12 protein-coding genes are annotated in these 15,072 nt (G+C 62.8%); 5 read left to right on the plus strand and 7 right to left on the minus strand.

The window, feature by feature from the left end:
* Window position 1: 1 nt before the first annotated feature.
* Together A9K68_RS00570 and A9K68_RS00575 are read right to left on the minus strand one after the other, a co-directional pair.
* Window positions 2-1,009: an ABC transporter permease subunit gene (locus A9K68_RS00570; RefSeq protein WP_065005961.1), complete on the minus strand. Its 1,008-nt coding sequence runs from the start codon at window positions 1,007-1,009 to the stop codon at window positions 2-4.
* Between the two features lie 58 nt (window positions 1,010-1,067).
* Window positions 1,068-2,660, minus strand: coding sequence for an ABC transporter substrate-binding protein (locus tag A9K68_RS00575; protein ID WP_065005962.1), 1,593 nt, complete (start codon window positions 2,658-2,660; stop codon window positions 1,068-1,070).
* Window positions 2,661-3,089: 429 nt separating this feature from the next.
* Between A9K68_RS00575 and A9K68_RS00580 the strand changes: the two genes are divergently transcribed.
* Together A9K68_RS00580 and A9K68_RS00585 are read left to right on the plus strand one after the other, a co-directional pair.
* Complete coding sequence (locus A9K68_RS00580; protein WP_065005964.1) at window positions 3,090-4,943, plus strand: long-chain fatty acid--CoA ligase; 1,854 nt, start codon at window positions 3,090-3,092, stop codon at window positions 4,941-4,943.
* An 86-nt stretch (window positions 4,944-5,029) separates the two neighbouring features.
* Window positions 5,030-5,689 carry a 50S ribosomal protein L11 methyltransferase gene (locus A9K68_RS00585; RefSeq protein ID WP_082982109.1) on the plus strand — a complete coding sequence of 220 codons (660 nt, stop codon included), beginning with the start codon at window positions 5,030-5,032 and terminating at the stop codon, window positions 5,687-5,689.
* 10 nt (window positions 5,690-5,699) lie between these two features.
* Here A9K68_RS00585 and A9K68_RS00590 read toward each other — a convergent pair whose 3' ends face one another.
* Together A9K68_RS00590 and pgi are read right to left on the minus strand one after the other, a co-directional pair.
* Window positions 5,700-6,422, minus strand: a complete 723-nt coding sequence (locus tag A9K68_RS00590; protein WP_065005966.1) for an HAD family hydrolase — start codon at window positions 6,420-6,422, stop codon at window positions 5,700-5,702.
* 5 nt (window positions 6,423-6,427) lie between these two features.
* On the minus strand, window positions 6,428-8,071 hold the full coding sequence (gene pgi, locus A9K68_RS00595; protein ID WP_065005967.1) for a glucose-6-phosphate isomerase: 1,644 nt from the start codon (window positions 8,069-8,071) through the stop codon (window positions 6,428-6,430).
* 337 nt (window positions 8,072-8,408) lie between these two features.
* Here pgi and A9K68_RS00600 point away from each other — a divergent pair, with 337 nt between their 5' ends.
* Window positions 8,409-9,902: a PLP-dependent aminotransferase family protein gene (locus A9K68_RS00600; protein ID WP_065005968.1), complete on the plus strand. Its 1,494-nt coding sequence runs from the start codon at window positions 8,409-8,411 to the stop codon at window positions 9,900-9,902.
* A 185-nt stretch (window positions 9,903-10,087) separates the two neighbouring features.
* Window positions 10,088-11,677 (plus strand): trimethylamine methyltransferase family protein, encoded by a 1,590-nt coding sequence (locus A9K68_RS00605; RefSeq protein WP_065005969.1) that lies wholly within the window; start codon window positions 10,088-10,090, stop codon window positions 11,675-11,677.
* Between the two features lie 21 nt (window positions 11,678-11,698).
* Here the strand turns inward: A9K68_RS00605 and A9K68_RS00610 are convergent, their stop codons facing one another.
* The 3 genes from A9K68_RS00610 to A9K68_RS00620 are packed head-to-tail and all read right to left on the minus strand — an operon-like array spanning window position 11,699 to window position 14,367.
* Window positions 11,699-12,097, minus strand: a complete 399-nt coding sequence (locus tag A9K68_RS00610) for a hypothetical protein (RefSeq protein WP_065005970.1) — start codon at window positions 12,095-12,097, stop codon at window positions 11,699-11,701.
* 54 nt (window positions 12,098-12,151) lie between these two features.
* Window positions 12,152-13,555: a chromate efflux transporter gene (chrA, locus tag A9K68_RS00615; protein WP_065005971.1), complete on the minus strand. Its 1,404-nt coding sequence runs from the start codon at window positions 13,553-13,555 to the stop codon at window positions 12,152-12,154.
* On the minus strand, window positions 13,552-14,367 hold the full coding sequence (locus tag A9K68_RS00620; RefSeq protein WP_065005972.1) for a sulfurtransferase/chromate resistance protein: 816 nt from the start codon (window positions 14,365-14,367) through the stop codon (window positions 13,552-13,554). Before A9K68_RS00620 ends, chrA begins: the two co-directional genes overlap by 4 nt.
* Before the next feature lie 192 nt (window positions 14,368-14,559).
* On the opposite strand from A9K68_RS00620, the gene A9K68_RS00625 reads away from it, so the two are divergent.
* Window positions 14,560-14,979 carry a GFA family protein gene (locus tag A9K68_RS00625; protein WP_065005973.1) on the plus strand — a complete coding sequence of 140 codons (420 nt, stop codon included), beginning with the start codon at window positions 14,560-14,562 and terminating at the stop codon, window positions 14,977-14,979.
* Window positions 14,980-15,072: the final 93 nt, after the last annotated feature.

Genomic DNA, 15,072 nt, shown 5'->3' on the forward strand with positions numbered 1-15,072 from the left:
CTCACTGCACCCGGATACGTGGGTTGATGACGGCGTAGAGCACGTCGACGATCAGGTTCACCGCCATCACAATTAGCGCGATGATCAGCAAGCCGCTCTGGACGACGACATAGTCGCGCTTGGCGATCGCGTCGATCATCCACTTGCCGATACCGGGCCACGAAAAGATCGTTTCGGTCAGGATGGCGCCGGCCATCAGCGTGCCGACCTGCAGGCCGATGGTGGTAACGACGGGGATCAGCGCATTGCGAAAAGCGTGGAGCCCGATGACGCGGCGCGGCGCCAGGCCCTTGGCGCGGGCGGTGCGGACATAGTCTTCGCCCAGCACCTCCAGCATCGCCGACCGCGTCTGCCGCGCTATAACGGCGAGCGGAATCGTCGCCAGCACGATCGCCGGCAGGACCAGATGACTGGCCGCGGACCTGAAAGCGCCGCTCTTGCCGGAGATCAGGCTGTCGATCAGCATGAACCCCGTGGTCGGCTTGAAGAAATACTGAAGGCCGATGCGCCCGGAAACCGGCGTCCAGCCGAGATAGCCGGAGAAGAAGATGATGAGCAGCAGCCCCCACCAGAAGATCGGCATCGAATAGCCGGTCAGCGCCACACCCATCGTCGCCTGGTCGAACCATGATCCGCGCTTGACCGCGGCGAAGATACCGGCGGGAATGCCGATGAGCACGGCAATGATCAGCGCGATCGTCGCCAGTTCCAGCGTCGCCGGAAACAGCGCCTGGAATTCACCGAGCACAGGCCGCTTGGTGGCAAGCGATATGCCGAAGTCGCCGGTCAGGACCCTGCCGATATACTCCAGATACTGGATGACATAAGGCCGGTTGTAGCCAAACCGCTCGATAAGCTCGGCGTAGCGTTCGGGGCTGACGCCGCGCTCGCCGGCCAGGGCCAGGATCGGATCGCCCGGCAGAAGACGGACGAAAGCGAACGCCGCCAGCGATATGCCGAACACCGTCGGGACGATCAAGGCGAGCTTGTGGAGGAGATAGCGGAGCATCTTACTTCATAGAACGGCGGCGCCGGAAGTCCAGCGCCGCCGTCCAATTTCTCAGGAGTTATTCGGTGACGTCGACGCCGTCGAACCGATGAATGCCGAGCGGGTCCATGACGAAGCCGGTAACTTTCTTATTCATCGGCATGAAGACCTTGGAATGGGCGATGGTCAGCCACGGGGCCTCACGCTTGAACACGACCTGAGCTTCCTCGTAGATCTTGGTGCGCTCGGCGACGTCAGTAGTTGCCTTGCCCTTCTGCAGCAGAGCTTCGAACTCCTGGTTGCACCAGATCGCATAGTTGGACTGGCCGATGGCATCGCAGCCGAGCAGGAACAGGAAGTTGTCCGGATCGCCATTGTCGCCGGTCCAGCCCAGCTGGAAGGCGCCGTCGCGGTCCTTGGCCTTGCCGCGTTCGCGATACTCGGTCCATTCGTAGCTGACGATCTCGGCCTTCACACCGATTTTGGCGTAGTCGGCCTGAATCAGTTCGGCTACTCTTTGGGCGTTCGGATTGTATGGGCGGCTGACGGGCATTGCCCAGATCTTCATCGAGAGATCCGTGATGCCGGCATCAGTCAGCATCTTCTTGGCCGCGTCCGGATCGTACGGATCGTCCTTGATGTCCTTGTTATAGGACCACATCGTCGGCGGGATCGGGTTTATGGCCGCCTGGCCAGCGCCCTGATAGACCGCATCGAGAATGGCCTGCTTGTTGACGGCCATGTTGAGGGCCTTGCGGACCTCGACCTTGTCGAAGGGCGGCTGGGTCGTGTTATAGGCCATGTAGCCGATGTTAAGGCCTTCCTGCTCGTCGACCTTGAGGTTCGGGTCGGCCTTCAGGCCGGCGATGTCGGCCGGCGCCGGGTACGACATGATATCGCATTCGCCCGCCTTCAGCTTCTGCGCGCGCACGGCCGGATCAGTCGTGATGGCAAAGATCAGATCGTCGATCTTCTGGCGGCCGCCATAGTAGCCGTCCCATGCCGCATAGCGGATGACCGCATCGACCTGGTAGTCGACGAACTGGAACGGACCGGTGCCGATCGGCTTCTGGGTGAATTGCTGCCTGGTCCCGGCCTTGTCGAGTTGGTCGGCATATTCCTTGGAGACGATCGAAGCGAAATCCATGCCGAGGTCCGGCAGGAAAGCGACTTCAGGCTTGTTCAGCACGAATTTCACCGTCAGGTCGTCGACCTTGACGATTTCCTTGAGAAGATCCGGGAAGCCCATGCCGGCAAAATATTCCCAGCCGGTGCCTGCCAGATAGTCGAACCACGGGTTTTCCTTCTTCCACTGGCGTTCGAAGGAGAAGATCACGTCGTCGGCGTTGAGATCGCGCGTCGGCGTGAAGTAGTCGGTGGTCTGGAACTTAACACCCGGCCGAAGCTTGAACGTGTATTCGAGACCGTCGTCGGAAACCGTCCAGCTCTCGGCGAGGCCGGGGGTGATGGTGGTCTTGCCGTGTTCGAACTCGACCAGGCGCGAATAGATGGTGCGCGACGACGCGTCGAAGTCGTTGCCACCGCTCCACGGCGACGGGTCGAAGCCGGCCGGCGACGCCTCCGAGCAGTAGACCAGCTGTTTCGCATTGGCCATGCCGCCGAGGACGCTTGCGGCCAGCAACGCGGCCGCAAAAGTCAGTTTCTTTTTCATGGAGGACTCCCTGATGTTCTTCCAAGCCCCTCTATCAGGCTCGCGAAGCGCGCATATAAGCACCGTTTTTCCGGCTTTGGAACACCCCGTTTGCCCTACCCATGGGAAGCAGAATTTGGTTCTCCGGAAGCATCGAGAGCGAGAATGAAATGTCAATTTCTGCCGATCACGGTATTATTAACGACTGCATTTTTTTATTGATCTTCAACCCGGCGTTGGTGAGGAACCGCGACCATCGGCTTGTCATTGGCGCGGAAGATTTCTTTCCAGTCTTGCCGCAGGGTCAGACTTGCACGGCTGCCGATAGTCGCAATACATAGATGGCAAGCTGGATTTCCTGGATGCCGGCAGCAGCGGAGGATGTCTCTGTCATTCGGAGGCAACGCGGCGGGCAAGCAGAGACAATAAGAACAACCGAGGGAGGGACAGGTGGCAAAAGCACCAAGGACAACGGCCCCCGCGAAAGCGAGGGCCAAAACTGCCGCAAAACTGGCCAGCTCCGACAAGCCAAAGGCGCCGGCGGCCAAAGCCGTTGCCAAGCCGAAAGCGGCACCGACATCGACTTCGAAGCCGGGTCCGGCCGAGAGATTGCCGAAAGCAGTTGGCGCCGGATCGCCTGAAAGGCCTTGGCTCAAGAGCTACCCGAAGGTCGTTCCTGCTGAGATCGGCGCCCTGCCCTTCGGCTCCATCGGCGATCTGCTCGCCGACGCCTGCAAGCAGTATGCCAGCCGGCCGGCCTTCACCTGCATGGGCAAGACCATCACCTATGCGGAAGTCGAGCGGCAATCGGCCGCCTTCGCCGCCTATCTGCAGTCTACGGGACTGCGGAAAGGCGCACGCGTGGCGGTGATGATGCCGAACGTGCTGCAATATCCGGTGGCGATGATGGCAGTGCTGCGTGCCGGCTATGTCGTGGTTAACATCAACCCGCTCTACACGCCGCGCGAGCTGGAACATCAGCTCAGGGATTCAGGCGCTCAAGCCATCGTCATTCTCGAAAATTTCGCCAACACCTTGCAGGCGGTGATCGCCAAAACGGCTGTCAAGCATGTCGTGGTCGCGGCGATGGGCGACATGCTTGGCGGCCTGAAAGGAACGATCGTCAATCTCGTCGTGCACCGCGTGAAGAAGATGGTCCCGGCCTGGTCGCTGCCGGGCCATGTCAAGTTCAACGCCGCGTTTAAAGCAGGCACCGGCATGAATTTCAAGCCGGTGAAGGTCGCTGCCGACGATGTCGCCTTCCTGCAATATACCGGCGGCACCACCGGCATCTCGAAGGGCGCGGTACTGCTGCACAGCAACGTGCTGGCCAATGTGGCGCAGAACGCGCTCTGGATCGAGGACGCCTTCACGGTCAAGCCGAAACCGGCGCATCTCAACTTCATCTGCGCGCTGCCGCTCTACCATATCTTCGCGCTGACGGTGAACGCACTGATGGGCATGCAGCTCGGCGGCCAGAACATACTCATTCCCAATCCGCGCGACATTCCCAGCTTCGTCAAGCAACTCGGCAAATATCCGATCCACATCTTTCCAGGCCTCAACACGCTGTTCAACGCACTGCTCAACAATGAAGATTTCCGCAAGCTTGACTTCAAGCCACTGATCCTGACGCTGGGTGGCGGCATGGCGGTGCAGAAGGGTGTTGCCGAACGCTGGAAGGCGTTGACCGGCTGCCCGGTCACCGAGGGCTACGGGCTTTCGGAAACCTCGCCGGTGGCCACCGCCAACACATTCAGCAATGGCACCTTCACCGGCACGATCGGCCTGCCGCTGCCCTCGACCGAGATCGCCATCCGCGACGACGACGGCAACGATTTGCCGCTCGGCGAAGTCGGCGAGATCTGCATACGCGGACCCCAAGTGATGGCTGGCTACTGGAACCGGCCGGACGAGACCGCCAAGGTGATGACCAAGGATGGTTTCTTCAAGTCGGGCGACATGGGCTTCATGGACGAGCGCGGCTACACCAAGATCGTCGACCGCAAGAAGGACATGATCCTGGTGTCCGGCTTCAACGTCTATCCGAACGAACTCGAGGAAGTCGTGGCCCTGCATCCGGGCGTGCTCGAAGTGGCGGCGATCGGTGTGCCGGACGAGCATTCAGGCGAAGTGCCGAAGCTGTTCGTCGTCAAGAAGGACCCGTTGCTGACCGCTGAGGTGCTGACCGTCTATTGCCGCGAGAACCTGACCGGCTACAAGCGGCCCAAATACATCGAGTTTCGGACCGAACTGCCGAAGACGCCGGTGGGCAAGATCCTGCGGCGGGCGTTAAGGGGATAGGGATAATTTTGGGCGATTGCCTTACTGTCGATGACACGGTGGACACGCTTTCCCGTCACGATCCGCTGACATTCATCAAGGCGAACATGCGTATCGCCCCTGTTCGTGCGCTTCCCGAAATCCGGCTTTATGCATCGCATCCCGCGAGCGGTCTGTGGCGGCTCACGCATCAAGAAGGACAAACAGCCGAGCCGGAAGAAGAAGGAACCGAAGCCGACGCGGACGGGCCCGAGCCGCAGCCACCTTACTGGGCCTATGCCTGGGCCGGCGGCGCGGTGCTTGCCCGCTACATCCTCGATCGGCCGGAGTCCGTGGCCGGGCTTCGCGTGCTCGACCTCGGCGCCGGGTCGGGCCTCGTCGGCATCGCCGCGGCAAAGGCCGGAGCGCGCGAAGTGCTCGCGTCCGAGATCGACCGCAACGGCGTCGCGGCGCTCGGTCTCAATGCGGCGGCGAACGGCGTCGCAATCACAATCGTCGGCCAGGACATCACCGCTGGTCCGCCGCCGCCGGTGGATGTCGTGGCAGCCGGCGACTTGTTTTACGGGCAAGATCTCGCCGACCGGGTCATCCCCTTCCTCGACCGCTGCCTGGCCGCACGCATCAATGTGCTGATCGGCGACCCGGGCCGGGCCTACCTGCCCCGCTCGCGGCTTCGGCTGCTGGCCGAATACCGCGTGCCGGATGTCGGCGAAGCAAAAGGCGCGGCGATGAAGCCGAGCGGTATCTTCTCGTTCGAGCCGGAGTAGCCCTGCGAGTTCAGGTCGTCTCCTTGACCCTTGCCGAAAGAAAGTCGGGCAGGTCGGCAACCGAATCCAGAATGACGTCGGCGATCTGCGATAGCGATTCCCGCGTGCCGGTGCCGGAGAGCACGCCGATTGCCAGACCGCAGCCGCCGGCCCGCGCCATCTCCAGATCGTGGCGATTGTCGCCGACCATGGCGATCGCGGTCGGCCTCAGGCCGGTAAGGTCCGAGAAGGCAAGGATCGTATCCGGCGCCGGTTTCGGATTGGCCACCGCGTCGTAACCATAGGCGCCGTCGAACAGCTGCGCGACGCCCAGCGTCAGCAATGTCTTTTCCGCGCCAGTGGTCGAATCGTTGGTGGCGACGCCGAGCCGGTAGGATTTCCTGTGAAGAACGCCGAGCGTTTCGACGATGCCCGGCAGCGCCACCGCCATCGCCGAACCCTGCACCGAGGTGATCTCGTTGAAGCGGGCGACGGCAAGCATCTGGTCTTCATCCGACAGCCGCGGAAACCAAAGCTCGACGACATCCATGTTGGTGCCGGAGGCAAAGATGGAGTCGGGCTTGAAGCGTTTGGTGGCGAAATCGTAGCCCGCCGCGGCAAGCAGCCTGTCGGCCTTCCAGCGGTCGCCCTCCGACGCATCCATCGCCATGAAATCGGCAACGCCGAGCCATGTTGCGTTGAAGTCGACAAGCGTGCCGTCCTTGTCGAATAATATTCCTTTTATCTCGGCCAAGCCGCTTACTCCGATCCGCGCAATCGGTGGATGTGTTCCACCAGCCCGGCGGTCGAAGCGTCCCGCTTTGCGGCATTCTCCTTGCCTTCCACGACAGGCAGCAGGCCGGTCGCCAGTTCCTTGCCGAGCTCGACGCCCCACTGGTCGAAGGAATTGATGTTGAAGAGCGTGCCTTCGACGAAGACGCGGTGCTCATAGAGCGCGATCAGCCGTCCGAACGTATGCGGATCGAGTTGTCTGTAGAGGATCGTCACAGAGGGCCGGTTGCCGGAGAAGACGCGGTGCGGGGCGATCCTGTCGACCTCGGCGGGCGCCATGCCTTTCGCCAGCATCTGCGCGCGCGCTTCCTCCAGCGTGCGGCCCTTCATGAAAGCCTCCGACTGCGCCAGGCAGTTGGCGAGCAACAGATCGTGGTGATGTTTGAGATCCGGCTCATGGCCGATGGCCGCTGCGAGGAATTCGACCGGAATGAAATCGGTGCCCTGGTGCAGCAGCTGAAAGAAGGCGTGCTGGCCATTGGTGCCGGGCTCGCCCCAGACCAGTGGGCCGGTCGGCGTGGTCACAGCGCCGCCGTCGAGGGTGACGCTCTTGCCGTTCGATTCCATGTCGAGCTGCTGCAGATAGGCCGGCAGCCTCGACAGGCGCTGGTCGTACGGGATGACGGCGCGAGCGGGGTATTTACAGATCACCCGATGCCACCAGCCGATCAGCCCCATCAGCGCCGGCAGGTTCCTGGCCAGCGGCGCAGTCTGGAAATGCTCGTCCATCGCGTGCGCGCCGTCAAGAAAGGCGCGAAAATTCTTCGGGCCAACTGCGATCATCACCGGGAGGCCGATCGCGCCCCAGACCGAATAGCGTCCGCCGACCCAGTCCCAGAAGCCGAAGACGCGGTCGGACGCGATGCCGAACTTGGCCACCAGCTCCAGCGCCGTCGAGACGGCGGCGAAATGCTTACCGACCGCTTCCTTGCCGAGCGCCTTCTGCACCCATTCGCGTGCCGTCTCGGCATTGGTCATCGTCTCGACCGTGGTGAAGGTCTTCGAGGCCACGATGAACAGCGTGGTTTCGGCGGAAAGGCCCATCAGCGTGTCGTGGATATGAGCGCCGTCGATGTTGGACACGTAGTGCGTGCGCGGCCCGTCGTGATAGGGCGCCAGAGCCAGGGTCGCCATGGCCGGGCCAAGGTCGGACCCGCCGATGCCGATGTTGACGATGTCGGTGATCTTCTTGCCTGTGGCGCCGGCCGCCTTGCCGGAGCGCACGGCATCGGCGAAAACGCCCATCGCGTCGAGCACGGCGACAACCTCCGCCTTCACATCCTGACCGTCGAGCACGATGCCCTTGCCGTCCAGGTTGCGCAGGGCGGTGTGCAGCACGGCGCGGCCTTCGGTGACGTTGATCTTCTTGCCTGAGAACATCGCGGCGCGCCGGCCTTCGAGATCGGCGGCTCCCGCCAGCTTCTCCAGCATATCCATCGTCTGCGCATCGACCGCGCATTTCGACCAGTCGAGCAGCAGGTCGCCGTCGGTGGCGGAGAATTTTTCGAAGCGCTGCGGATCAGCGGCGAAAGCCTCGCGCATGCTGCCCGATTTGGCCGCACGGTGATCGCGCAGGGCGTCGAGCTGTTTTTGAAAGGACGATTGATCCACTGCCTCACTCCGAGCCTTGAAATCTCAACATAACAGACCGGATGTTTCCGGCGCGTGTCGTCGCGTCCAAACTATCTAGCCGAAATCAACTGGTTTCAATGCGCAGCGATGACGCACGGCGTCACGCTGGGATGACGCGTTGCGTCACGCTGGGATGACGCGTTGCGTCACGCTGGGATGACGCGTTGCGTCACGCCAGGGGATGACGCGTTGCAGCGAAGGATCACTGGCGTAAATCCCAGCGATCAGAAAAATTGATTGGCGCAACAGCTTGTGCCACCGGTACATTTGACTGGTCCAGCGAAGTGAAAAAGCTGGCCATCGAGGAACATCTTCCATGCCACAGCGAAACGACACGGCCATATGGTCCGGCCTGTTCCGGATTTCGGCGGAATCCGGCCAGACCCTGCAGGCACAGATCCGTCAAGCGATCGTCGCCGCCATCCTCGACCGGCAAATCGCCGCCTCGATGCCGCTTCCGTCCTGCCGGATTCTGGCCGAGAAACTCGGCGTGGCGCGCGGCACCGTGGTGCTGGCCTTCCAGCAACTCGTCGACCAGGGTTTCCTTGTGGCGCGCGAACGGCGCGGCCATTTCGTCAATCCGGACGTGTTGGCGACGCCGGCCAAACCGCACCAGAAGGCGCCCGACCAGGCCAATGAGATCGACTGGAAGGCGCGCCGACAGATCGCGGCCAGCGACATGCCGCCGCCGGCCAAGCACGACAACTGGATCAAGTCGTCCTACCCCTTTGTCTATGGCCAGTTCGATCCGGCACTGTTCCCGACCGCCGAGTGGCGCGAGTGCAACCGCATGGCGCTCGCCGTGCTCGAGATCCGCAACTGGGCGTCCGACATGGTCGACCGCGACGATCCGCTGCTGATCGAGCAGATCCAGGCGCGGCTGTTGCCGCGGCGCGGCATCTTCGCCAACCCCGATGAGATCATCGTCACGCTCGGCGCGCAGAATGCGCTCTATATGCTGGCGACGCTGCTGATGACCAAAGGCTCCAAGGTCGCCATGGAAGACCCCGGCTATCCCGACGCACGCTCGATCTTCCGGCTGGCGGGCGCCGACGTCACACCGGTCCCGGTCGACCACTCCGGCATCGTAACCGCTTCTATTCCAAGTGATTCCGGCTTCGTCTTCGTGACACCCAGCCACCATTGCCCGACCATGGTGCCGCTGTCGGCGGAGCGCCGGCAGGACCTGCTGGCGCGCGCCAATCGTCTCAACCAGATCATCATCGAGGACGGCTATGACAGCCAGCTTCTGGACGAAGCGCCGCAGCAGGCGCTGAAGAGCCTCGACCGCTCGGGCCGCGTCATCTATGTCGGCTCAATGTCGAAGACGCTGGCTCCGGGCCTTAGGCTCGGCTACATCGTGGCCTCGGCCGGGCTGATCTCCGAGCTTCGCGCGCTACGCCGCTTCATGCTCCGTCATCCGCCGGCCAACAACCAGCGCGCGGTCGCACTGTTCTTGTCGCTTGGCCACCATGAGGCGCTGGTGCGGCGGCTGTCGAGCGCTTTCGACGAACGGCGCAAGCGTCTGATCCATGCAATTTCCGCTTTCCTGCCGGAGTGGCGCTCGACCGATTCCGCCGGTGGCGCGTCGCTCTGGCTCGAAGGGCCGCGCGGCACCGATTCGCGCGGGCTGGCCGAGGCCGCTGCCTCGCGCAGCGTCATCATCGAGCCTGGCGACCGCTTCTTCGACCGCACCGAAAAGCCGTCGCGCTTCATGCGGCTGGGCATCTCCTCGATTGCGCTGCAGCATATCGAGCCCGGCATCCGCGAACTCGCCACGGCGGCCGGGCGCAGGCCGGCGGCGGCTTGATGCCTCGGTCGGGCGTGACAGAGACCGGCCGCCATTCTTTAGCGCTCTGGCATATGTGACGGGACCGTCTGGCTCATAGGCTGCACCAATGCCGGCGGCATAGTTCGAGGCATAAGGGGACGAAGCACGCCGATGGTGGACCAACCACCGCCGCCCGCTTCGCAGCTAAAGGTGGAGTGCCTCCCATGTCAGTGGCTGTTGAGAAGCCGGATACGACCTCGGACCAACGTTCGCGGCGTTCCGGGGGGCGCGAAGCGCGCCGCGCCATGCGGGCGGCGCCGCTTGCCGACGATATCAAGCCGGTGCGCGCCGGCCTTGAAGGCGGAAGCTACGGGCCGCTCAGCGAAAACGACTGCGAGCGCATCCACGAAGCGGTGCTGACGCTGCTTGAAACGGTCGGCTTCGCCAATGCCATCCCATCCTGCATCGAGGCGCTGACCAAGGCCGGCGCCACGCTCGGCGAGGACGGCCGCATTCGTTTTCCGCGCGCGCTCGTCCTCGACACCATCAAGAAGGCCGCACGCCACTTCACCCTTCATGGCCAGGATCCCAAGCACGACATGCTGATCCAGGGCAAGCGCGTGCATTACGGCACGGCGGGCGCCGCCGTGCATCTGGTCGACGTCGAGAAGCGCGAGTATCGAGAGTCGCTGCTGCAGGACATCTATGACGCGGCCCGCATCGTCGAAGGGCTCGACAACATCCATTTCTTCCAGCGGCCGATGGTGCCGCGCGACATTCCCGATCCGCTCGACATGGATTTCAACACGCTCTACGCCTGCGTGATGGGCACGTCGAAGCATGTCGGCACGTCCTTCACGGTGCGCGAGAACGTCAAGCCGGCGCTCGACATGCTCTATGCCATTGCCGGCGGCGAAGCGAATTTTCGCGCGCGGCCTTTCGTCTCAAATTCGAACTGTTTTGTCGTGCCGCCAATGAAATTCGCCGAGGACGCCTGCGGCGTGCTCGAGGCCTGCGTCGAAGGCGGCATTCCGATCCTGTTGCTGTCGGCCGGCCAGGCAGGCGCCACAGCGCCGGCGGCGATCGCCGGCGCGGTGGTGCAAGCAGTGGCCGAAGTGCTCGCCGGCCTCGTCTATGTCAACGCCATCAAGCCGGGGCATCCGGCGATCTTCGGCACCTGGCCGTTCGTATCGGATCTCAGGACCGGCGCCATGTCAGGCGGTTCGGCCGAGCAAGCGGTACTGACGGCTGCCTGCGCCCAGATGGCGCAGTTCTACGACCTGCCCGGTGGTTCGGCCGCCGGCATGACGGATTCGAAACTGCCTGACATCCAGTCCGGTTACGAAAAGGGCATCACCGACGTGATGGCGGGCCTTGCCGGCCTCAACCTCGTCTACGAATCGGCCGGCATGCACGCCTCACTGCTCGGTTTCTGCCTGGAAAGCCTGATCATCGACAACGACATGCTTGGCCATTGCCTGCGCTGCGTGCGCGGCATCGAGGTGACCGATGAGTCGCTGTCGATAGACACCATCGCCGACGTCTGCCTGAAGGGGCCGGGTCACTATCTCGGCAACGAGCAGACGCTGCGGCTGATGCAGACGGAATATTTCTACCCGGCGGTTGGCGACCGGTTTTCGCCGAAGGAGTGGAACGAGAAAGGCAGGCCCGACATCTTGCAGCGGGCGATCATCGAGAAGAAACGCATCCTCGCCGAGCGCTTCCCTCGCCATGTCCCGAAGCTGGTCGACGACAAGTTGCGCGCCCGCTTCGGCAATCTTATCCATCTGCCGCGCAGCGGCATGGGCGGCTGAGAACGCTTCTCGTCAAAACGGTCAGTCGGTCCTCAACCCATAGCGCTCGACGACCTCGCCACTGATCAGCTTGGCATGCAGCGTCATCAGTATGATTTGCGCATCGAAGCTGTCGCCGGCCTCAAGTGCCGCCTCCAGCCGGCGCTCCGCATCCAGCCTATGTTGAAGGCCGTTGGATTGCTCGAATGCTTCCGGCCCGGCAATACAATAGCCAAATAGCTGCGCCACCGCTGGATAGGCTTGTAGTGGCGGCTCGTCAGACCAGTGGTCTTTCATCAGATTGACGATGGTGAGCTTTGCTCCCTCCGGCACAAGGGCGGGATGAAGATCGACGCCGCGTAACGCGGCGTCGAGTTGCCTGAGGTCGCCTGATCGGCCGAACATTCCAAGGAAGCCTAGGGAAGAGCGTTGTCTCGCCATGATGTTCCTATCCGAATGCCCGAACTACAATGAAGCGACGGCCGCACGCAGCCGTTATCCGCTCGCTGCCAGCAACAAAACACCGGCGAGGGCCGATCCCGCAAGCGTCGGCAGCATGCCGATCTTCAGCTTCAGAATGGCGATCATGGCAGCACACGACAGCAGCGCCGCGCGCCAGTCGATGGATGAGAGCACCGGCACGTCCATTCCAAGCCCGATGTTGCGCACTTCGCCAAAGATGACGTGCAAGCCGAACCACAGAGCGAGATTCATGATGACGCCGACGACGGCGGCAGTGATCGCGGTCAGCGCCGCCGACAGCGCCTTGTTGCCACGCAGGGCTTCGATGTAGGGCGCACCGAGGAATATCCAGAAGAAGCAAGGCGTGAACGTCGCCCATAGGGTGAGCATCGCCCCAAGCGATCCTGCAAGCAGCGGGCTCAACGATCCGGATTGGCGGAACGCGGCAAGAAAGCCGACGAACTGCAGGACCAGAATGAGCGGACCAGGCGTGGTTTCGGCAAGCCCGAGGCCATCGACCATTTCACCGGGTCCGAGCCAGCCGAAGGACTCGACCGCTGCCTGCGCGACATAGGCAAGGACCGCGTAAGCGCCGCCGAAGGTGACGACCGCCATGACGCTGAAGAAGCCACCGATCTCAGTCCACACGCTGGTGGATCCGGTGAACACCCAGATCAGCAGCACGGGGCCGAGCCAGATCGGCAGCCAGATCGCAATGATGCGCGGCGCATGCCATCGCGTCGGCCTGGTGTGGGCCAGCTCGCCGCGCTCGAACATCAGGTCGACCGCGCCCTTGATGTCGGGAACCGCGTCTTTGCCGTGTGCCGCACCCGAAAAAAGGGCCGGCGCAACACGGTTTCCAATCCAGCCCGTCACGCCGGCAAGCAGGATGATGAGCGGAAACGGCAGGTTCAATGCATAGATGGCAATGAAGGCGGCGAGCGCGATCGAAACCATGACCCGGTTCTTCAGGGCTCGACGTGCGATCCGGATCATCGCCTCGATCACGATGGCGAGCACGGCCGCTTTCACCCCGAAAAACAGCGCCTCGACGAGGGGAGCGTCGCCGTATAGCGCATAGAGGATGCTCAAGGTGAGCATCACAACCGCGCCCGGCGCGACGAACAGGATACCGGCGACCAGGCCGCCGATCGTCCGGTGCAACAGCCAGCCGATATAGATGGCGAGTTGCTGGGCTTCAGGGCCGGGCAGCATCATGCAGTAGTTCAACGCATGCAGGAAACGTTGCTCGCCGATCCAACGCCGTTCCTCGACCAATTCCTTGTGCATGAGCGCGATCTGGCCGGCCGGCCCGCCGAAGCTGAGCAGGCCGATTTTCGCCCAGAGCTTTACGCCTTCGCGGAAGGTTGGCGCAGCCGGCGCTTCGACGATCTCGCCCCCCGAAGCCTCCGTTCCGTCAGAAACCGGGGCGCTCATGGCTTGCTCACGCTTGGCCAGTTGTGCGTCTCCTCGGTGGCGTCGCGGCACCATCGGTAAAACGCATCGTAGAGCAGCATGCCTGCCTCCAGCTGTTCCAGATCGTCGCGAAACATCCGCGACAGGCCAAGCGAGGCGGCCAGGAATCCGGCCGCCTCGGGAACCAGATCGAGACTTGCAGTGTCGGCTGCGCGCACAGTCATGGCCAGGCGGTCGAGCGCCTCGGATTCGAGCCCGAACTCTTCGATCATCGTGTCGAAGGTGCAGCGTTCGCCGCGGTGTGACCAGAACACATTGTCGATGTCGAAAGGCACGGCCTGAAAGCGATCCGCAGTGGCCAACACTTCGGCCGCCTCGACAAAGAGGAAAACAGCGCTCGGATCGATGAAACGCCGGATCAACCAGGGGCAGGCGATGCGATCGACCTTCGGGCGCGCCCGCGTCACCCATACGGTGCGGCCTTTTCCATCGCGGGGCGGTATCTTGCCGGCATCGACCAAAAGCCCCTTGGCATCGCGCCAGGCCTCGAAGCCGCCTTCGAGGGATTCGGCACTGACGCCCTCATGCCGCAGCCATGCGGCCACGCCTTGCGAGAGCTTTTGTCCTCTTTGGCAGATGACCGCCACTCGGCTGCCGGCGTATTCGGACGCCCAGGTAGAGACGGTTTTGAAATCACGCCGGCTTGAGGCCGGGAGCAGGCGCGGATCGGCGTTGTAATCATCTTCGATACGAACATCGACGATCGCGGGCGCACCCGGCAGACCAATCAGACGGGATAGTTGCAATACGGTGATAGCGGTTGTCGACGGCATGGCGTCCACCTCCTTGACAGAGAAGCTTGGACGCGAACGTTGGGCTGACGCCTCACGGGGTCGTCGCGATGCACCCCTTGCCATGATCGTGGATTTGTTGCGCCCGCTTGTCAAGCGTCATGCCTGAAGCAAAGGATGCTCTGGCTCCGGCGGCCGGTTTGGCGGAGCCAGAACACGTCTGGGAGGAAAACCATGAAAAAGACCTATCACGGCAGCTGCCATTGCGGCGCGGTGCGTTTCGAGGCCGACATCGACCTCACTGAGGGCATCCGCAAATGCAATTGCAGCTTCTGCTGGAAGCTCGGCTACCGGAAATCCTTCGCGGCCTATGAGGCCGTGCGGGTGACGGACGGCCGCGACCGGATGCGGGAATACAAAGCGACGCCGTCGAACTGGCCGGAAGGCGACATCAACCACTATATGTGCCCGAACTGCGGCGCGAATTTTCTCTCGCGCGGCTATCTCGACTTCATGGGCGGGAACTTCTGGGCGGTGAACGTCGCCTGCCTCGACGACGTTACCGAAGCGGAACTCGCCGCAGCACCGATTGTCTACGAGGACGGCAAGCGCGACAGGCAGGACAAAGCGCCGGAGATCACCGGCTATCTCTGAGCGGCGGGCCAGCAAACATATGGCGGCGGCTTGATCGTATCAAGCCGCCGCCAGCGGAAAGCGCCGTCGTCTGAAACACGCGACGCCCTTTAG

This window comes from Mesorhizobium sp. AA22 (genome assembly GCF_001672375.2).
GTDB classification, from domain to species: domain Bacteria; phylum Pseudomonadota; class Alphaproteobacteria; order Rhizobiales; family Rhizobiaceae; genus Mesorhizobium; species Mesorhizobium wenxiniae.